This window comes from Nonlabens sp. Asnod3-A02 (genome assembly GCF_045063755.1).
Classification (GTDB): domain Bacteria; phylum Bacteroidota; class Bacteroidia; order Flavobacteriales; family Flavobacteriaceae; genus Nonlabens; species Nonlabens xylanidelens.
Map to the genome: position 1 here is coordinate 270,079 of NZ_JBEFOC010000006.1, position 19,000 is coordinate 289,078.

The following is a 19,000-nucleotide window of genomic DNA, read 5'->3' on the forward strand; positions in this document are numbered from 1 at the left end:
AATAGTATAAATAGAACACAGAAAAGTTGTTTTATTAACTTCTTTTTTTGATTTTTGGAGCTGGCTAATTCAAATAAATCTAAACATGAAAACAAAATTAAATGGAATTTTGACGCTTTTACTAGCGTTAGTTGTGCAAGTAGCGTTTGCACAGCAAACTGTTATCGGTAAGGTAACTGATGCCGATGGCGGTCTACTCGGTGCGGTAGTACAAGTAAAAGGTACGAGTAACGCAACTACTACTGACTTTGATGGTAATTATACTATCGTTGCAAATTCTACAGACGTTTTACTATTCACCTTCACTGGTTATGACAGTCAAGAAATTGTCGTAGGAGAACAAAATGTAATCAACGTTACAATGTCTGTAAACGAGCTAGACGCTGTAGTAGTAAATGCTTACAAGAATACTACTACAAAGCAAAACAACGTTGCATCTTTCCAACTTGACTCTAAGTCAATTGCTGATCGCCCAAACGCATCTGCAATACAAAGACTTCAAGGTCAAGTACCGGGATTAACTGTTCAAACCAGTACTGGTCAACCAGGAGGCAATAGTTTTATTCAATTAAGAGGTCCTGTATCGATTAATGGTAATTCAGAACCATTAATTATTATAGATGGTGTACCAATTGATGAGGACGCATTTCAAACTATAAACCCTGCGGATATTGAGAGCACTACAACGTTAGTAGATGCAGCAGCAACAGCTATATACGGTAACCGTGGTGCAAATGGAGTAATCATAATTAAAACTAGAACTGCTAAATTTGGAGCTCCTTTGAAAGTTAGTTACTCTACTACTACAGGATTCAGTCAACTTATCGACAGAGATTATAATATGTTTGACGCAAGAGGTTTATTGAGATTTGAGAATAGTATAGGTGCAGGACTAGGTGTTACATTGACAACTGCAGAAATAGATGCATTTGAATCTAACACAGACTGGGAAGAAGTATTTTTCCAAACAGGTACAAATATAAATCACAATATTAGACTATCTTCTGGAGGAAAAAACATTTCTCAAACAACAAGTATTAGTTACTTTGAGCAAGAAGCTTCTTTGAGTAACAGAACACTTCAACGTTTTAACGCAAGGTCTAATGTTAACTTTAAATCTGACAACGAGAGATTTACAGCTAGCACTACCCTTGCCTTAGGATATTCCGACAGTAGATTTAATGGAACCGATGGTAGCGGCTCTGTATTTTTCAATCCAGTATGGGCAGCCTACAACGGTCTTCCATATTTAGACGTCAATGACTTTGACTCTAACAATTTAACTGGTGCAGCGGCTTTTACTTTTGCTAACGCTCCTTTTATCAATCTAGACAGTCAACAATTTGATAGAGTAGAGAATGATCAAGTTAAATTAATCGTAGGTGGTGATATGGCTTATAAAATCAGTGAAAACTGGAAAGCTAGATACAGAATAGGATTAGATTACACTCAAGACACTTCATTTGATGGCGTAAGTCCAGAATCTGCACTAGCAAGAGTACGAGCATCTTTTAGTGCTGAGCCATTTGAAGGAATCGTTAACCAAGATTTCGCAAGAGATGTAAGATTTAACTCTAACATTAACTTAGAATATGCTAAGAAATTCGGAGCAGGAGAAACTGATGAAGACAAGAAACATGGAATTATAGTAAATGGTTACTTAGAGTATTTTAAAGGACATTTTGATTCTTTTGGTTTTAGACAAGAAGGACTTGATCCAAGGACTTATACTCCAGGTGATGGTGCATCATTCATAGCGGATAATGGAAATAACGACGACTTAAGAGATACTGCCAGAGCAGATAAACTAGAGTACGGGCTGTTTTCTTACTTTGGAAATGCAGCATATGATTATGACTCTAAATATGGTGCTGAAGTAACTGTGCGTAGAGATAGATCTTCTAGATTCCAATTCAATGATGGATGGGGTACTTTCTTCTCAGGAGCTTTAAGATGGAACATTAGTGAAGAAAAGTTTTTTGAAAACTTAAGGGAAAATAATACAGTGAACTTATTAAAATTACGACTTTCATACGGTGAAACAGGAAATGATCGTATCAATGGTGGTTTTTATGATGCACTAAGAATTCCTAGACAACTATTTGTAACAGGACAAGGTTATCAAGATAACCAAACTTTTGTACCATCTGCAACTGTTCCAGATTCTAATGTAAGATGGGAAACAGTAAAAACATTAAACTTAGGTATAGATTATGTTATGTTTGATCAGAGATTACGTGGTAGTATTGAATTGTACAATCGTAGAACGGACGATCTATTTTCACCTCAACAAATCTCACTGCTTAATCCAAGTTCCAGCACCAATAGTAATGTAGGTAGCATAAGAAACAATGGAATTACGTTTAATGCAGATTACAACGTTGTAAGATCTAACGAACAAGATGGATTTAATCTATCTGTAGGCGCGAACCTAACTTACAATGACGATGAAGTGTTGGATCTTTCTCCAGAAGATGGAAGAATTGACGATGGAGGACTAACAGTCCTACAAGAAGGGCAAAGAGTTGGAGAATTTTTCCTAGCAGAATATGCAGGTGTTAATCCAGCTAACGGTAATTTATTATTCAGAGATATAGACGGTAATTTAACTGAGGATATCGACAACGCAGATCGTAAATTCAACGGATCAAGTTTGAACGCTAAGTTTTTTGGAGGATTTAACACTAGAGCGAGTTACAAAAATTTCTTCTTTGAAGCCCAATTTAGTTTCCAAACAGGAACTGGATTAATCGACAATGATTATGACAATGCATTAGATGCCAATTTTGCTGGTAACGGAAATTTATCATCTGATATATTAAGAGCTTGGACTCCAGATAACAGAATAACAGATATACCAAGTTTAAGTGCGACTAATATTAATCCGGGAGCAAACAGCGATCGTTTCTTTGTAGACACTAGCTTCTTAAAATTACGATTCTTACAATTAGGATACAATTTACCTAAGGTTCTTACCGACAGAAGTTTCTTAGAAAGTGGTAGAATTTTTGTAAACGGAGAAAATCTTCTTACATGGTCAGACTTCAGAGGTAGTGACCCAGAACAAAGAAGAACAAATACTTTTGTTGACTTTCCACAAGCTAGAATTTACTCTATAGGACTTGAGTTAAACTTTTAAAAAAAAAAAAGATGAAAAAAATATTAATATTATTAAGTATCGTATCGCTTCTAGCTTCCTGTGAAGATACTAAAGAGATTATACAACCAGGAGAACTAGGAGCTTCTGATGCATTTAATAATACAGAAGATTTAGCAACAGGTGTATTTGGTATATACAGTGCAGTAGACATGAGACAAGAAATTAGATTTACTAGTTTCTTTACTGACGAGGTTGCTATAGGGGCATCTAATGGTGGTCAAGGATTACCATTGCATGAAGGTGTATTAAATCCTAATTCACCAGAAGCAGAAGATATATGGGCAGATAACTATCTTGTTATTTTTAGAGCTAATACTTTAATAAGCGCATCAAATAGCATCGTACCTGAAGTTGGAGAAGAAGCTACATACGATCAAGCAGTAGGAGAAGCCCTAGCATTGAGAGCGTATGCGTTTTCAAGATTGTTAGCATTTTTTGGAGAAGATTTACAAGATGACAATACTTTAGGAGCCATTCTTATCGATTTCCCTGCGGATGCTTCAACTCAATTACCACGAGGAACAATAGGAGAAACTTATGATTTTATATTGGACGATTTAAATAGAGCTGAACAACTTTTAACCTCTTCTGGAGCAGCTAATGATAAATTTAGAGTTTCAGTAGATTTTGTGCGCGCTCTACGAGCACGTGTAGCAAATTACCGAGGTGATGACGTGCTTGCTACTTCAAGTGCAAATACTGTTTTAAGTAGCTTTAGTTTACCAGCTACAGCAGACCCTGCAGAATATAGTAACCTATGGGGCGATGTATCCGGAGCTGCTAGTCAAGAAATTATCTTTAACCTTGATGTTACTCGTAACACAGGACCTACTTTGGTAAATATTTACAATACTAATTCTAGTGATAGAAATGGTGGGGCACAATTTGATATGAGTAGGGAACTTTTCAATATACTTGAGGCTAATTCAAATAACTTTGGAGATATTAGAAGAGATATATTTGTAGACATTTCATCACTTATATCACCTACTTACATGACAGATGTTAACCCTAGGGATACAGATGAGATTATTATTGACAAATATCCTGGTGACCCTGTAATAGGTGGTTTAGATGGAGAATTAAGAAACGATCAAAAGGTTATAAGAACTGCAGAAATGCATTTTATCCTTGCTGAGGTTGCTGCACGAAATTCTGATTTTAATGAGGTAGCACGTCAAATCGATTTAGTGAGAAATGCGAGATATACTACTCCAGTAACAACTCCTGTATATAGTTCACAAGAAGAAGCTTTTCAAGATATTCTACTAGAAAGAAGAATTGAATTATTTGCAGAAGGTCATAGATATATCGACGTAAGACGTTTAGGTCGTTTAGCTAATGTTGGATATGATAGAGATGAAATTGATTGTACTTTATATCAATCAGCACTTTGTGATCGTCCTGCAACAGATACAGAAACAAGATACATGCCTATTCCTACTTTGGAATTTACTGGAAACACAGCAGTAGCAGGTCAACAAAATCCTGGTTATTAATTAAAAAATCATATTATCATGAAAAAAATAATTTCAATAGCATTTTTAGCGGCAGTTCTTTTCACGAGTTGTGATTCAGACAATCTGACATTTGAAGGAACAGCTGTAGGTTTAAATCAAACGTTCGCATCTGTATCAGTTCCTAGTTCTGGTGCAACAGAGACATATCCTGTTCAAATAACTAGTACATCTAGTGAAGAAAGAACATTCGGTTTAGAATTTGTAGGTGATGCTCCGGCAGCAGGTGGTGTTTCACTCGGCAGTATTACTGTACCAGCAAATTCCTATGAAGGGACTGCAACTGTAAATTTCGATTTTAATTCTATCAATTTAGCCGATGGTACAACTGAAACTTTTTTTATAAGAGCAACTAGTACTAGTACGGATATAATCGTAACTGAATTAGAAATTGAATATTTCAAAGCTATAGTATGTAATGATGCTACACTTACTATCAATACAGATAGTTTTGCTTCGGAAACTGGATTCCAAATCATAGATGATGCCGGTGTGATAGTTTATGAATTAGCTACTGGATCTTTGGCTAACGGTGTACAAACATTTACAGCAGATATTTTCTTAGCTGATGGTTGTTATACTGCTGTTATTACTGACTCATATGCTGACGGTCAAGTTGATAGCACTACTGTAGGTGACTATTCAATTACTTGTTCAATTCTCACATTTGCCTCAGGTGGTGGTTCTTTCGGTGCAAGTCAATCAGTACCTTTCTGTGTGAATCAATAATTATTGACACACATTATAAATTTAGAAACCCAAGCTTAGGCTTGGGTTTTTTTATGCAATAAACTCAAATAATTACTACTACCTTTGCAGCATGGAAAAGACTACATACATTTACGGAATAAGAGCAATTATAGAAGCGATAGAAAGTAACAAAGAGATATCTAAACTCTACCTTATTAAAGAAGCTGACGGTGTACTTATGCACCAACTTCAAAATGCAGCTCGTAAAAACAACATAGCCGTATCTTATGTACCATCAGAAAAACTTGATCACATAGCCAAAGGTGGAAACCATCAAGGGGCAGCAGCTAGTATCTCTCCTGTTAATTTTCATGATCTAGAAACGATTCTAGAAAATACAGATATGGAAACAAAACCATTGTTCTTATTACTAGATGGTGTGACTGATGTAAGAAATTTTGGTGCTATTATACGCACAGCAGAATGTACTGGAGTAAAAGCAATTATAGTATCTGAAAAAGGAAGCGCACCTGTAAACGCAGCTACTGTAAAAACAAGTGCAGGAGCTGTATTTAATATGCCTATTTGTAAAGTGAATCACATTAAAGATGCTGTGTTTTTATTACAAGCATACGGCGTTAAAACTGCTGGGGCAAATGAGAAAACTACAGATTTAATATATGATGTAGATCTCAACACTCCACTAGCCATAGTTATGGGTAGTGAAGACAGAGGTATTAACCCATCTACCTTAAAGATTCTAGATCACGTTGTCAAATTACCAATGCAAGGTGATATCGCTTCATTAAATGTGTCTGTAGCGTGTGGCGCCATGTTATATGAAGTAGTAAGACAAAAGTTATAACCCTTTACTCCTACTCCTCTTCTTCAGAGAATTCAATGAAGTTTCCATTTTCGTCAAAATGACGCATAAAAGGATCTTCATCTTCTTTATAATGATCTAACTCCCACAAATACTTTTTCTTTTGTGGGAGTTTGTTTTTAGTGAAAATTGCTAAGACAATTCCAGAGATTGCACCACTTAAATGTCCTTCCCAAGAAATACCTTCTTCTATAGGTAAAACATACCACACCATACTTCCATAGAAAAAAGCGACTAAAAAACTTAATGACAATAGTTTGTAATGACCAGTAAACAAACCCTTGAAAAACAAGAAAGCTGTTAACATATACACTACACCACTCGCTCCTATATGATAAGATGGTCTACCTATTAACCAAGTAAGAATACCAGTTAAAAGAAGTCCTATTATTAAAACAAATAAGCTAATTCTTCTATAGAAAAAAGACAAAGCTGTTATAAGTACAAGACTAGGTAAAGAATTGCTCCATAAATGTTTAAGACCTGAATGAATAAAAGGTCCAAAAACAACACCTTGTAAACCAGACACTTTCTGCGGTTGTATTCCATGACTATTGAAGCGGAAGTGATATTTAACTTCTAACCAATATACCGTCCACATAATAAGCACAAAAAGTAAGGCCGGAAAAACGGTTACTATATCAAATTTAAAATAATCAGAATCTTTCATTACAACAAAGTTATCAATATAGAAGCCAAACCTATATCTACCAAAAATGTCATGACATAAACGACAAAACTATTGTTAATCAAATTGTATGAGTAGGATAGAAACTTTAATTTAGCACCATGCAAAACACTCCTCTAGCAGAACGTATAAGACCTATTAATCTTGATCAATACCTAAGTCAGCAACATCTAGTAGGTGACAAGGGAACGTTGAGACAACATATATTAAACGGTACTACTCCATCTTTGATTTTATGGGGACCACCAGGGACAGGTAAGACTACTCTTGCACAAATTATTGCTGCAGAAAGTAAACGACCTTTCTACATTTTGAGCGCCATAAATAGTGGTGTAAAAGATATAAGAGAAGTTATTGAAAAGGCTAAAAATTCAGGAGGACTATTTACTGCAAAGAACCCTATACTTTTTATAGATGAAATTCATCGTTTTAGTAAATCCCAACAAGATTCTTTACTGGGTGCTGTAGAAAAAGGCTGGGTAACTCTTATTGGGGCAACTACAGAGAACCCAAGTTTTGAAGTCATTCCTGCACTTTTATCTCGCTGTCAGGTTTATGTTTTAGACGCTTTCGCGAAAGCGGACCTAGAAAACTTACTTAATAGAGCTATAGAAATAGATGAAATATTATCTAAGAAAAATATAGAAATTATTGAAACAGAAGCTCTAATAAGAATAAGTGGTGGTGATGCTAGAAAACTACTCAACGTTTTTGAATTAGTGGTAAATGCACAAACTGAAGATAAAATTATAATCACTAATAAAATGGTGTTATCTCAAGTCCAAGCAAACCCAGCTAGGTATGATAAAACTGGAGAACAACATTATGACATAATCAGTGCTTTTATAAAATCCATACGAGGTAGTGATCCTAATGGAGCGGTTTACTGGCTAGCCCGCATGATAGAAGGCGGTGAAGATTTAAAATTTATAGCTCGTAGAATGCTCATACTCTCGTCTGAAGATATAGGTAATGCAAATCCTACAGCATTAATCATGGCTAATAATACGTTCCAAGCAGTGTCTACTATAGGTTATCCAGAATCTCGTATCATATTGAGTCAATGTGCTGTGTATCTAGCCACCTCACTGAAGAGCAATGCTAGTTATATGGCTATAGGTAACGCGCAACGTGCCGTAAAAGAAACTGGTGACTTATCTGTACCTTTAGGTCTAAGAAACGCTCCTACAAAGCTTATGAAAGAATTGGGCTATGGTGAAGAATATAAATACGCACATGATCATCCAGGTAACTTTGCTCATTATGATTTTCTACCTACAGAAATAAGTAAAACAAAATTCTATGAACCTGGTAATAACCCTAGAGAGCAAGCACAAAGAGATTTTTTACAAAAACGCTGGAAAGATCATTATGATTATGATAATAAAGGATAAATATCCTTAAGGTGATGCACTACTACCTCTCCTTCTTTTATTTCTTCATTAGTGACATGAAACCATATAGTCGGCAGGCCTATATTCTGAGCTCCTTTAATATCTGCCTCAAAACTGTCACCTATCATAATGCTATTTTCTATCTTGGCACCTGCCATTTCTAATGCTTTATGAAAGATTTGTGGCGCAGGTTTTTTCACACCTGCTGTCTCACCTGTAAGAACTACCTTGAAGTATTTTGATAATCCAGAATTCTTCACTTTATTTTGCTGTACACCATTAAATCCATTAGTAATTAGATGCAGTTGATACTTTTCATACAGTGCATCTAAAAGTTCTATACAACCATCAAATAAATGATTATGATTGGGCAGGTATTTGATATACAAATCTGCAAAGAGATGTATTTGTTCGTCTGATAATGGGTAGTCACAAGCATCAAAAGCAGTTTTAAGTCGTTGGAAACGTAAATCTTCTTTAGTGATTTTGTTTTCTCTAAACATGCGCCAAAATTGCAGATTAAGCGGTTCATATATCCTTATGAATTTTTCTAAATCTAAATCGACATGATGCTCTTCAAAGATTTGTTGATAGGTTAATTTACTATTTAGATCAAAATCCCACAGGGTATGGTCCAAATCAAAAAAAATGTGTTCTATATTATTAAACTTCATTATCGTATATATATTCTAATGTGGTAGTCGCATGACTTTTTAATCCTTTCTCAAATTGAGCATAATTGAACATAACAATAAAATGTCCTGAAACCTCTTCTACCCTGCGCTTTAATTGTTGTACTACTTGTTTTTGTCCATTGAGCATATTGCCAGAAATACTTTTATAATGCAAAGCATATGGATATATTAATAAAGGGGTTTGTACTTCATAATCTAAATCATAGAAATAGAATGGATGACTCGTACTAGCTCTAAAACCAGGCATGGATTCATAACCCATGCTGTAATCTTCTAATTTTTCTAGGTCTACTAACCGCTTGTAATGACCAGGTGTTGCTATTTTAGAATACGCTGCCATAGTTTTATGTAAAGATCGGTTAGATATTTCTTCAAACTTCCTACCCTGTTTTAGAACCTCATTATCATTACAATAAAATGAAAAACGTAAACCTATATCTAGGTAATCACCTATTAGTTTTATAGCTTCACGGTATTTTCTAGATGTATAATTAATACCATTATCTACGCGATTATAGCTCCCTAGGTGAAAAAAGAAAATCATGTTATGCGCTGCATTAGTAGATTTCTTACCGTATTTCCATTTTTTCCTTATCGTAGAGATTAACTCTTCATAGTTTTTAAAAGGATCTACCCTTAACCCCAACAGCACCACAATCTGTTTAAAAAAAGGTCTTATTTTAAATCTTCTAAAGTGATTATAAAGCATCATAGAATTATCTAGAGCACCTCTACCACGATATTTAAAAAAGGAGGACACCTCGATAGCAACAGTAGTTTTAAGCTTCTGTTTTCTTGTTAATGAGACCTCAAAGTTTCTATTTAATATATCTAGAAGTTTTCTAACCCATAAATCTACTACAGGCATTAAAATAAAGCAGCCTTGAACTGCTACACTTTCTTTAGCACTATATCTACCTAGATCATCTTTTACTTGTGGTAAATACTCTTCGTATCTAGTGATTAAATAAAATGCTGCAGAGAATATATCAAAAGGAATATCACTCCTATCTGGTGCTTTAAAAAATATGGGTAACTCGTCCCATTTATGAAAATCTATCTCGTGATAATCTATACCAGTTTCATCCAATAATCCTTGAGACCATATAAAAAGCTCATCTCCTAATGGTTTAACTCCATAACTTAACTTAACACCAGAGTGACTTACAAATTCACTTACATCTGATGTAAGTTTAAATTCTTGCATCATCATTCTACGGAAAATATGCTTGAAAATATATTCTTTCCTAGGCGTTATATGAGAACAGTAAACTAATATCATTACATCAGGCCTTCGTCTGCAAAGCTGTAAAAGCCTTGTTGTGTTATAATTAAATGATCTAAAACTTTAATATCTAATAACTTACCTGCTTCTACCAGTTTCATAGTAAGGGCTTTATCTTGATGACTAGGTTTTAAATTACCACTAGGGTGATTATGAGATAACACCATAGCGACAGCACCGGCTTCTATAGCCTTTTTAAAAACCAATCTTGTGTCTACTAGAGTACCAGTAATTCCACCTATACTTATATTTTTTTTCTCTAAAACTTTATGGCTATTATCTAATAATAAGATCCAAAATTCTTCATGCGGTAATTCACCTAAAATAGGCTGCAATATTTTAAAAGCATCATTACTAGATTTAATCTTAGGTAATGTTATAGGCATTTCCATAGCACGACGTTTTCCCAATTCCATTGCCGCAGCAATGGTAATAGCCTTAGCCTCTCCTATTCCCTTATATTTCATAAGTTCCTTCAGGCTTTTTTTACCTAAAATATCTAATGAATTTTGAGCGTCATTAACTATAATGCGACTTAATTCTACGGCACTCATTTTACGTGTACCGCTACCTATTAAGATAGCAATTAACTCTGCCTCAGAAAGTGATGAACTACCTTTATGTAATAATTTTTCTCGAGGTCTATCATTGAGCGACCAGTCTTTAATAGAAAAATGAGCTTTTTCTTCTTCCATGAACGAAAGATAGAACTTATCTCACAAAAACTGGCTCGTTTTCTTTAACGGTTTCCTGCTCAGAGTATTTATAATCATCCATTGCAAATGACTGGATACCATTTAAAGTATCAATCTTATTTTCTACTAGATATCTTGCCATTGTACCTCTAGCTCTTTTTGCAAAGAAAGATATGATTTTTAATTTACCGTTTTTAAAGTCCTTAAAAACAGGAGAAATAATCGTACCGTGCTGTTGCTTTTTATCTATAGCCTTAAAATATTCATTACTAGCTAGATTAACTAATAACTCACCTTCTTTGATTTCTTTATTCAATGCTGGTGTGATTTTATCTTTCCAGTATTCATAAAGATTTTTATTACTTTCTATAGGTAAAGAAGTCCCCATTTCTAAGCGATAAGGTTGTAATAAATCTAATGGCCTCAAGTAACCATACATTCCAGATAGAATACGAATATTATCTTGTGCATAATCTAAATATTTAGAATCTAGATCATAAGCATTAAAACCAGTATACACATCTCCAGAGAAGGCATAGATCGCTGGACGTGCATTTTCTGTATTAAATTCTGACTCAAAACTTTTATAGCGTTGGTAATTCAGATCTGCTAGCTTATCAGAAATATGCATTAATTTACCTACCTCACCTTTACTCATGCGTTCTAACTTTGCATTTATCTTAATGGCATCTTCTACAAATAAAGGCTGTGTAGCTCTATCAGTAGGTAAATCGGTTTTATAATCAAGTGATTTTGCTGGAGAAAGTAAGATTTTCATGACTTAAATTTTGAGTCGTAAAAATACTATGGGTAATGCGATTAAGCACTCAAATTCAAGTTAAGTTCTTAATACATGTATAAGTAATGATTATAATGTATTTGTTTTTAATAATCAAATACTATAGTTTAGGTGTAATAATAACGATTGGTAAATAATTATCTCGCTTTCGCGAAAGCGAGATAATTACCATTCATTTACATATCTTTTGAATTAGTAGCATATACACGCCACTTCTCTATACATTCTACCATATCAGAGGGAACCTCGCTTGTAAAACTCATCCACTCCTTAGTATGTGGATGCTCAAAACCTAGTGTTCTAGCATGTAATGCCTGACGTGGTAAGACTTTAAAACAATTGTCTACAAATTGTTTATACTTAGTGAAGTTAGTTCCTTTAAGAATCTTATCACCTCCATAACGCTCGTCGTTAAATAAGGTGTGTCCTATAAATTTCATGTGTACACGTATTTGATGTGTACGACCAGTTTCTAGACGACAACTTATAACGCTTACATAACCTAGATCTTCAGTCACCTCATAGTGTGTAACTGCGACCTTACCTTTATAAGCATCTTCACCTAACCATACAGTGTTTTGTAAACGGTTTTTAGGGTGGCGTCCTATATTACCTTCTACTGTTCCTTTAGGCTCTGTAAAGTTACCCCATACTATAGCGATATATTCTCTCTCACTGGTCTTTGCTGCAAATTGAGCAGATAGATGCGCCATTGCTTCTTCTGTTTTTGCAACAACTAGTAAACCACTGGTATCTTTATCTATTCTATGTACTAGACCTGGTCTATTACTCGTATTATTAGGTAAATTATCAAAATGGTGAATCAGAGCATTAATTAAAGTACCTGAATAGTTACCATGTCCTGGATGCACCACCATACCTGCAGGCTTATTAACGACAACTAAATGGTCATCTTCATAAACTACATTTAGAGGAATATCTTCAGCAACAAGAAGTGATTCATGCGGCGGATGGTCAAATAAAACTCTAATATCATCATGAGGTTTTACCTTGTAATTAGATTTTACAACGTCTCCATTTACGGTAACCGCTCCTTCTTTTATCCCTTGCTGAATTTTAGAACGTGTTGCGTTCTCTATAAAATTCATTAAATATTTATCTATACGTAAAGGGTCTTGTCCACTACCAGCAACAAAATGATGATGTTCGTGTTTCATTTTCTCTTCTAAATCGTCGTGTTCTACCTCGTTATTCATTAGTTACTAGATTCTAAGGTTGAAGATGGATTACGACCATCTGCTAAGACTAGGTCTATAGTAGATGTTTTACTTAATTGTGTTCCAGGCTCAAGTTTTTTACCTTTATAACGCATTTCTAGCACTGTATTTTCTGCAATATTAGGTTTATAAGTAATATCACCTATTTTAAAGCCTAAAGCTTCTAATGTAGGTATAGCCTGCCTTTTAGTTTTATATATCAAATCTGGAACAGTAACTTTTCCATAACCAGACGCATTTAATTTAATATAAACCTGTCTATTCTCTTTTACTAACTTATCTGCTAGTGGATCTTGTTCTATTACCGTTCTAGGTGCGTAAGCAGGGTTAAAACTAGCACTATCGATAATCTTGCGACGCAGATTAAGCTGTTCTAACTGCTCATCTACCTGAGTGAGTGTCAGTTTTTCTAAATTAGGCACTTTAATTTCCTGATCGTGATTAGTATACCAGTCTAGCCAGAATAAATAAGCAAAACATAATAAAACAGTAACTAATCCAGCAATAACTACTTGGATCCAGAAGGCTTTAGTAAAAATGAATCTGAAGAAATTCATAAGGATAAAATGATTTTATAGGCTCGAAAAGATGTATTTTTCTATGACCGTTAATAAAAGAACAAAGATAAGGATAGAAAACGTTCTTAGAACGACATCTTTTTTAACTTTGTTGTTTAAGCTTGTTTATAAATTAAATTAATGAAAAACATCGCAGTTTTAATGGCCGGCTATTCTCATGAGTGGGAAATCTCTATGAAGAGTGGCGCCGTCATTACCCAGAATTTAGATTCTGACTTATATAAAGTGTATCCAGTTGCTATTTTAAAAGATAGCTGGCACTATAAAGATGCTGCTGGTAAGTGTCATGAAATAGATAAAAATGATTTTAGCCTCACCATAAATGGAGACAAAGTCTACTTTGACTGTTGTTACAACACCATTCACGGTACTCCAGGAGAAGATGGAAAAATACAAGCGATGTTAGAGCTTTTAAACATTCCACAAACATCTTGTGATTCTTATCAAAGTGCTATTACATTTAATAAGAGAGATTGTATCGCCATACTTAAACCATGGAATATCACCACAGGTAATCACATGTACTTGAATCATGGTGATCAAATAGATGCCGAAATAATAGCTCGTAACATAGGTTTACCTTGCTTTGTTAAAGCAAATCGTAGTGGTAGTAGTTTAGGCGTGACTAAGGTCTATAAGACTAAAGATATGGATGCTGCACTAGAAATAGCCTTTAAAATAGATAATGAGATCATTATAGAATCCTTTCTAGATGGTGTAGAAGTGTCTGTAGGTGCCTATCAAATAGATGATGAGATAAAAGTTTTACTACCTACAGAAATTGTTAGTGAAAATGACTTCTTTGATTACGAGGCAAAATATCAAGGTAAATCTAAAGAAATCACACCTGCACGTATTACCGATGCAAACACGCGTGTAGTTCAAGAAACAACTAGGCGTATTTACCAAGTATTAAAGCTTAAAGGTCTAGCACGTGCTGACTTTATTTTTCACAATGGCACACCTCATTTTATTGAGATTAACACAAATCCAGGAATGAGTGAAGAAAGTATAATACCACAACAAATAAAAGCATCTGGAGATACTATGAAAAATGTATTTACAGAGATTATTGAAAACACTATTAAACACCATAACTAATGAAGAGAGCCGTTTTTCCAGGGAGTTTTGACCCTATAACATTAGGTCACTTTGATATTATAGAGAGAGGTTTAGGCCTTTTTGACGAGATTATTATCGCTATAGGCGTTAATGCCGATAAGAAATACATGTTCTCATTAGAAGAGCGCAAGCGTTTTATAGAAGAGTCTTTTAAACATGAATCAAAGATTAAGGTGATGACCTACTCAGGACTTACCATAGATTTTTGTAAAAAACAAGAAGCTGAATTTATATTAAGAGGCCTGCGCAATCCAGGTGATTTTGAATTTGAAAAAGCCATCGCACACACTAACAGAAAACTATCTGAAATCGAAACTGTATTTTTACTTACTAGTTCTGGCAAAAGCTACATCTCTTCTTCTATAGTAAGAGATGTCATTAGAAATAATGGAGATTACACCAGTTTAGTACCAGACACAGTAAGAATATAAATATGAAAAAACTTATAGCACTATTTACAGCAGCACTTCTTCTCCACTCTTGTAATAAAACTACTCAAAAAGAAGCCATACAAGAAGCCAAAGAATACCCAACTGCTTTTGAGCTAGGTAACGGTAATCAAACCGCGACCTATAATGAAGTTATTAAATTTTACAAAGAACTCTCTACCGACTTTTCTAACATCGAACTAGAAGAAATAGGTCAGACCGACAGTGGGAAACCTTTGCACTTAATAAGCTTCTCTAAAAATACTATAAACTGGAATAGTGCTAATGAAGATAAAATTAAAATATTAATAAATAATGGTATCCACCCAGGAGAAAGCGATGGTATAGATGCTACCATGATGCTCATGAGAGATCTTGCTACAGGTGCTATAGACGCTCCAGAGAATTTAATCTTCAGCACCATTGCCGTTTATAATGTAGGTGGCTCTTTAAATCGCAATTCATCTACACGCACAAATCAAAATGGTCCAGAAGAATATGGTTTTAGAGGTAACGCACGCAATTATGATCTCAATAGGGATTTTATAAAGGCAGACTCGCGCAATGCACTAGCTTTTTATGATGTCTACCATAAAATAAATCCAGATATTTTTATTGATAACCATGTAAGTAACGGTGCAGACTACCAGTACACATTAACCCATCTTTTTACACAACACAATAAATTAGGCAGTACCACTGGTCATTATTTACATACACAATTACAGCCACAATTAGAAAAAAGACTGGCAGCACGAGATCTTCCTATCACGCCTTATGTAAACGTGCACAACGCATCTCCAGTAAAGGGTTTCTCTCAATTCATGGATTACCCTAGATATTCAACTGGATATACCAGCCTGTGGAACACACTAGGCATGATGGTAGAAACACACATGTTAAAACCATACAAAGACAGAGTATTAGGTACAAAAGCTATCATGGAAGAGATGATCCATATAGGATCTGAAAATGTAGATACCATAAAGAAAGCTCGCAAGAGTTCCTTTAATAACTTTGAAAACGCAACACATTACACACTCAATTATTCCTTAGATAAAACACAGGCAGACACATTAGATTTTCTAGGTTATGAAGCAGTCATAGGAAAGAGTGACGTTACAGGAAATGATTTACTTACATATGATCGCAGTAAACCATTTAATAAAAAAACAGTTTATCACAATTACTTTGTAGCAACCGACAGTATATCCATACCAGATTATTATGTAGTACCACAAAGTCAGTGGAAAGTAATTGAATTAATGCGTCGCAATAACATACAACTAGAGTTTTTAACTAAGGACACTACACTAACAGTAAGTAAATACCGCATAGCAAATTACAAAACAGCTACTAACGCATATGAAGGTCATTACCCACATAGCGGTATTGATGTAAAAGAAGATGTTGTAGAGTTACGCTTTCGCGAAAGCGATATAATCATCCCAACGCGTCAACCTGGTATTAGATATATAATTGAAACTCTAGAACCTGCTGGACCAGATTCTTTCTTTAAATGGAATTACTTTGACACCATTTTACAACAAAAAGAAGGTTTTTCTAGCTATGTATTTGAAGCTACAGCTCGTAAATTATTGAGTGAAAACAAAGCTCTAAAAAGAGAATTTGACTCCTTAAAAAAAGCCGATAAAAAATTTAAAGAAAACAATCACCTACAACTCAACTGGATTCATAAACGAAGTACAAATTATGAGCCAGCACACCTTAATTACCCAATCTACAAATGGAACAAATAATGAAAAAAACAGCCCTAATTCTATGTTGTGCAGCATTACTATCCTGTAATGAATCAAAAAAAACTGAAATAGAAAAACCACAGATAGAAGTCCAAATAACTGGAGAAATATCTCATGAAATTCTAAATAAAAAGATAGAGTGTGACGCAACATCATACGACTATTCTATTCCTAATTTTAATTCTAATACAGATGCTGACCTTGTTTTAAATCATGAAATTACCAGCTTAATTACCCAAGACTTTATAGATGTGACTTATGCAAAGGGTACTCCTTTAAAATCTCTTTTTGAAACATTCACATCGCGTAGAGAACGCATATTATGTGATGATAAAAAAAATGAGGGCTTTACCCAATTAGAGACACTATTTGTAACTGACAATACTCAATTCACTAGTTATGAAATAGAATATAGTAAAACAAATAGCAAAGGAAGAATCCTAAAAACGTATTTAAAGCCAGAGCTCAAAGAAATATATCTTAACGATCTTATCCCTGAAGAAAAAAGAAGAGATGTTAAAATAATTTTTGACGCAAATTTACAACAGGCAGTTGCAAACCTAGCACTAGAATTACCTGAAGGAGAAATACAGAATAGGTTTACTGAACATGTATTAAATAAGGTCTTTCAATTTGAAACCGCAGATTTTCAAAACACCGGTCTATCTCTTGATTTCAAAAGTGACGTTTCTAAAAAAATAAGAGTATCTAAAACAGTTGAATTGCCTAAAGAATTTGATTTTTTAAACAACACGATAGTAATAGAAATAAACGCTTTTGAGTTAAGCCATTACTTAGACCTTTCTCGCGTTATCGACTAACATATCATCAGGAAAAAGCTCTCTAATGTTAGCATAAGAATCTTTTAATGCCATGGTAGCCATTTCTTTATTAAGCCATACCGCTTTATCGATTCCCTCTTTCTTTTGAGGTTTTAATTTCTTCACAGAGTCTGTTTCCATAATAAACCAGTGGGTAAGCTTTAATTTAAGCTTGCCCTTTCTGGAAAAAGTATGATACGTATGACCTAGGTAATTAGTGATTGCTAGATTTTTAACACCAGTTTCTTCTTCCACTTCTCTTATAGAAGTTTCTTCAATAGTTTCTCCGTCTTCTGCCTTACCCTTTGGGAGGTCCCATTTTCCATTGCGGTGAATAAAAAGGAAATCATTTTCTTGATTTAAAACCAGTCCGCCTCCTGCAATAACAATAGGCAGTAGTTTATGAAGTCTCTTTAAAAGCTTAGATTTATTTTTAGAATACAATACGACATTTGTAAGTTCTTTATTTTCAATCTGTTCTACCAGTTTATGAAAATCAACCTTTTTAATTTTAAAGGTATTATGATCTTTAAAATTGCTTTTATCTGAAGTGACGATTATAGCCACCTCTTTCACAAAAACTTTATACATTTGTGCCATGGTAAGAGATAAGGATATAGCAATAAAAACTGCTGAGTTATTGTTGCAAATTAAAGCAATTAAACTGCAACCGCAAACACCATTTACTTGGGCCAGCGGATGGAGTTCACCAATCTACTGTGATAATAGAGTTACTCTATCATATCCAGTGATTAGAAACTTTTTAAGAGAACACCTTGCGGCACGTATAGAAGAACTATATGGTAAGCCAGATGTTATTGCAGGAGTTGCTACAGGAGCAATAGGAATAGGAATGCTAGTAGCAGACTACATGAACCTTCCTTTCATATACGTAAGACCAGAAGCAAAAAAGCACGGTCGCAAGAATCAAATAGAAGGACATCTAGAAAAAGGTCAAAAAGTTGTAGTCGTAGAAGATCTAATAAGTACAGGTAAAAGTAGCCTAAATGCAGTGGATGCGCTTAAGGAAGCTGGCGCTGACGTAAAAGGAATGTTAGCACTTTTCTCTTATGGCTTTGATTTTGCAGTAGAGAATTTTAAGGAATACAACATAGAGCTAACCACTCTAAGTGATTACAACCATCTTATAGAACAAGCTACACAAGCTGGTCATTTTAAAGATGAAGAAATCGAATTATTAAAAAGCTGGAGAAAAGATCCTAGCAACTGGAACGCATAATTAAACA

General features: G+C 34.5%; 18 protein-coding genes. 10 read left to right on the plus strand and 8 right to left on the minus strand.

Annotation, left to right across the window (positions count from 1 at the left end; translation table 11 throughout):
- Nucleotides 1-85 precede the first annotated feature (85 nt).
- The 4 genes from ACJJVN_RS02405 to rlmB all read left to right on the plus strand — a co-directional run bounded on the left by ACJJVN_RS02405 (nt 86) and on the right by rlmB (nt 6,232).
- On the plus strand, nt 86-3,139 hold the full coding sequence (locus tag ACJJVN_RS02405; RefSeq protein WP_405377016.1) for a SusC/RagA family TonB-linked outer membrane protein: 3,054 nt from the start codon (nt 86-88) through the stop codon (nt 3,137-3,139).
- A gap of 11 nt (nt 3,140-3,150) precedes the next feature.
- Nucleotides 3,151-4,659, plus strand: a complete 1,509-nt coding sequence (locus ACJJVN_RS02410; protein ID WP_405377017.1) for a RagB/SusD family nutrient uptake outer membrane protein — start codon at nt 3,151-3,153, stop codon at nt 4,657-4,659.
- An 18-nt stretch (nt 4,660-4,677) separates the two neighbouring features.
- Nucleotides 4,678-5,406 (plus strand): hypothetical protein, encoded by a 729-nt coding sequence (locus ACJJVN_RS02415; RefSeq protein WP_405377018.1) that lies wholly within the window; start codon nt 4,678-4,680, stop codon nt 5,404-5,406.
- 91 nt (nt 5,407-5,497) lie between these two features.
- Entirely contained in the window at nt 5,498-6,232 is a 735-nt protein-coding gene (gene rlmB, locus ACJJVN_RS02420) for a 23S rRNA (guanosine(2251)-2'-O)-methyltransferase RlmB (RefSeq protein ID WP_405377019.1), read from the plus strand.
- A gap of 10 nt (nt 6,233-6,242) precedes the next feature.
- Here rlmB and ACJJVN_RS02425 read toward each other — a convergent pair whose 3' ends face one another.
- Nucleotides 6,243-6,920, minus strand: coding sequence for a rhomboid family intramembrane serine protease (locus ACJJVN_RS02425; protein WP_405377020.1), 678 nt, complete (start codon nt 6,918-6,920; stop codon nt 6,243-6,245).
- 119 nt (nt 6,921-7,039) lie between these two features.
- Here ACJJVN_RS02425 and ACJJVN_RS02430 point away from each other — a divergent pair, with 119 nt between their 5' ends.
- On the plus strand, nt 7,040-8,332 hold the full coding sequence (locus tag ACJJVN_RS02430) for a replication-associated recombination protein A (protein ID WP_405377021.1): 1,293 nt from the start codon (nt 7,040-7,042) through the stop codon (nt 8,330-8,332).
- Here the strand turns inward: ACJJVN_RS02430 and ACJJVN_RS02435 are convergent.
- The 6 genes from ACJJVN_RS02435 to ACJJVN_RS02460 all read right to left on the minus strand — a co-directional run bounded on the left by ACJJVN_RS02435 (nt 8,314) and on the right by ACJJVN_RS02460 (nt 13,601).
- The gene (locus tag ACJJVN_RS02435; RefSeq protein ID WP_405377022.1) at nt 8,314-9,006 is read right to left on the minus strand and encodes a YjjG family noncanonical pyrimidine nucleotidase; all 693 of its coding nucleotides are present in this window, start codon (nt 9,004-9,006) and stop codon (nt 8,314-8,316) included. The two genes, ACJJVN_RS02430 and ACJJVN_RS02435, sit on opposite strands and share 19 nt — an antisense overlap.
- Nucleotides 8,996-10,240, minus strand: coding sequence for a DUF7033 domain-containing protein (locus tag ACJJVN_RS02440; RefSeq protein ID WP_405377023.1), 1,245 nt, complete (start codon nt 10,238-10,240; stop codon nt 8,996-8,998). Before ACJJVN_RS02440 ends, ACJJVN_RS02435 begins: the two co-directional genes overlap by 11 nt.
- A gap of 68 nt (nt 10,241-10,308) precedes the next feature.
- Nucleotides 10,309-11,007: a DNA repair protein RadC gene (gene radC / locus ACJJVN_RS02445; protein WP_405370882.1), complete on the minus strand. Its 699-nt coding sequence runs from the start codon at nt 11,005-11,007 to the stop codon at nt 10,309-10,311.
- A gap of 16 nt (nt 11,008-11,023) precedes the next feature.
- On the minus strand, nt 11,024-11,785 hold the full coding sequence (gene yaaA / locus ACJJVN_RS02450) for a peroxide stress protein YaaA (protein WP_405377024.1): 762 nt from the start codon (nt 11,783-11,785) through the stop codon (nt 11,024-11,026).
- A 197-nt stretch (nt 11,786-11,982) separates the two neighbouring features.
- Entirely contained in the window at nt 11,983-13,023 is a 1,041-nt protein-coding gene (locus tag ACJJVN_RS02455) for an RluA family pseudouridine synthase (protein WP_405377025.1), read from the minus strand.
- On the minus strand, nt 13,023-13,601 hold the full coding sequence (locus ACJJVN_RS02460; protein WP_405370876.1) for a PASTA domain-containing protein: 579 nt from the start codon (nt 13,599-13,601) through the stop codon (nt 13,023-13,025). Before ACJJVN_RS02460 ends, ACJJVN_RS02455 begins: the two co-directional genes overlap by 1 nt.
- A 141-nt stretch (nt 13,602-13,742) precedes the next feature.
- Here ACJJVN_RS02460 and ACJJVN_RS02465 point away from each other — a divergent pair, with 141 nt between their 5' ends.
- Genes ACJJVN_RS02465 through ACJJVN_RS02480 form a run of 4 tightly spaced genes read left to right on the plus strand, consistent with a single transcriptional unit; the run spans nt 13,743 to nt 17,753 of the window.
- Nucleotides 13,743-14,723 carry a D-alanine--D-alanine ligase gene (locus tag ACJJVN_RS02465; protein ID WP_405377026.1) on the plus strand — a complete coding sequence of 327 codons (981 nt, stop codon included), beginning with the start codon at nt 13,743-13,745 and terminating at the stop codon, nt 14,721-14,723.
- Nucleotides 14,723-15,175 (plus strand): pantetheine-phosphate adenylyltransferase, encoded by a 453-nt coding sequence (gene coaD / locus ACJJVN_RS02470; RefSeq protein ID WP_104515679.1) that lies wholly within the window; start codon nt 14,723-14,725, stop codon nt 15,173-15,175. Before ACJJVN_RS02465 ends, coaD begins: the two co-directional genes overlap by 1 nt.
- A gap of 2 nt (nt 15,176-15,177) precedes the next feature.
- The gene (locus tag ACJJVN_RS02475; protein WP_405377027.1) at nt 15,178-16,932 is read left to right on the plus strand and encodes a M14 family metallopeptidase; all 1,755 of its coding nucleotides are present in this window, start codon (nt 15,178-15,180) and stop codon (nt 16,930-16,932) included.
- Nucleotides 16,920-17,753 (plus strand): hypothetical protein, encoded by an 834-nt coding sequence (locus ACJJVN_RS02480; protein WP_104515681.1) that lies wholly within the window; start codon nt 16,920-16,922, stop codon nt 17,751-17,753. The genes ACJJVN_RS02475 and ACJJVN_RS02480 overlap by 13 nt, the downstream gene beginning before the upstream one ends.
- On the opposite strand, the gene ACJJVN_RS02485 is transcribed toward ACJJVN_RS02480, so the two are convergent.
- Entirely contained in the window at nt 17,727-18,353 is a 627-nt protein-coding gene (locus tag ACJJVN_RS02485; RefSeq protein ID WP_405377028.1) for an NUDIX hydrolase, read from the minus strand. The two genes, ACJJVN_RS02480 and ACJJVN_RS02485, sit on opposite strands and share 27 nt — an antisense overlap.
- Here ACJJVN_RS02485 and pyrE point away from each other — a divergent pair.
- Nucleotides 18,352-18,993: an orotate phosphoribosyltransferase gene (gene pyrE, locus ACJJVN_RS02490; protein WP_104515683.1), complete on the plus strand. Its 642-nt coding sequence runs from the start codon at nt 18,352-18,354 to the stop codon at nt 18,991-18,993. The two genes, ACJJVN_RS02485 and pyrE, sit on opposite strands and share 2 nt — an antisense overlap.
- The last annotated feature ends 7 nt before the right edge of the window (nt 18,994-19,000 follow it).

Bases quoted from the DNA above. Each gene is read 5' to 3' on its own strand.
- ACJJVN_RS02405 (WP_405377016.1), top strand. From the start codon at position 86: ATGAAAACAAAATTAAATGGAATTTTGACGCTTTTACTAGCGTTAGTT.
- ACJJVN_RS02410 (WP_405377017.1), top strand. From the start codon at position 3,151: ATGAAAAAAATATTAATATTATTAAGTATCGTATCGCTTCTAGCTTCC.
- ACJJVN_RS02415 (WP_405377018.1), top strand. From the start codon at position 4,678: ATGAAAAAAATAATTTCAATAGCATTTTTAGCGGCAGTTCTTTTCACG.
- rlmB (WP_405377019.1), top strand. From the start codon at position 5,498: ATGGAAAAGACTACATACATTTACGGAATAAGAGCAATTATAGAAGCG.
- ACJJVN_RS02425 (WP_405377020.1), bottom strand. From the start codon at position 6,920: ATGAAAGATTCTGATTATTTTAAATTTGATATAGTAACCGTTTTTCCG.
- ACJJVN_RS02430 (WP_405377021.1), top strand. From the start codon at position 7,040: ATGCAAAACACTCCTCTAGCAGAACGTATAAGACCTATTAATCTTGAT.
- ACJJVN_RS02435 (WP_405377022.1), bottom strand. From the start codon at position 9,006: ATGAAGTTTAATAATATAGAACACATTTTTTTTGATTTGGACCATACC.
- ACJJVN_RS02440 (WP_405377023.1), bottom strand. From the start codon at position 10,240: ATGATGATGCAAGAATTTAAACTTACATCAGATGTAAGTGAATTTGTA.
- radC (WP_405370882.1), bottom strand. From the start codon at position 11,007: ATGGAAGAAGAAAAAGCTCATTTTTCTATTAAAGACTGGTCGCTCAAT.
- yaaA (WP_405377024.1), bottom strand. From the start codon at position 11,785: ATGAAAATCTTACTTTCTCCAGCAAAATCACTTGATTATAAAACCGAT.
- ACJJVN_RS02455 (WP_405377025.1), bottom strand. From the start codon at position 13,023: ATGAATAACGAGGTAGAACACGACGATTTAGAAGAGAAAATGAAACAC.
- ACJJVN_RS02460 (WP_405370876.1), bottom strand. From the start codon at position 13,601: ATGAATTTCTTCAGATTCATTTTTACTAAAGCCTTCTGGATCCAAGTA.
- ACJJVN_RS02465 (WP_405377026.1), top strand. From the start codon at position 13,743: ATGAAAAACATCGCAGTTTTAATGGCCGGCTATTCTCATGAGTGGGAA.
- coaD (WP_104515679.1), top strand. From the start codon at position 14,723: ATGAAGAGAGCCGTTTTTCCAGGGAGTTTTGACCCTATAACATTAGGT.
- ACJJVN_RS02475 (WP_405377027.1), top strand. From the start codon at position 15,178: ATGAAAAAACTTATAGCACTATTTACAGCAGCACTTCTTCTCCACTCT.
- ACJJVN_RS02480 (WP_104515681.1), top strand. From the start codon at position 16,920: ATGGAACAAATAATGAAAAAAACAGCCCTAATTCTATGTTGTGCAGCA.
- pyrE (WP_104515683.1), top strand. From the start codon at position 18,352: ATGGTAAGAGATAAGGATATAGCAATAAAAACTGCTGAGTTATTGTTG.
- ACJJVN_RS02485 (WP_405377028.1), bottom strand. From the start codon at position 18,353: ATGGCACAAATGTATAAAGTTTTTGTGAAAGAGGTGGCTATAATCGTC.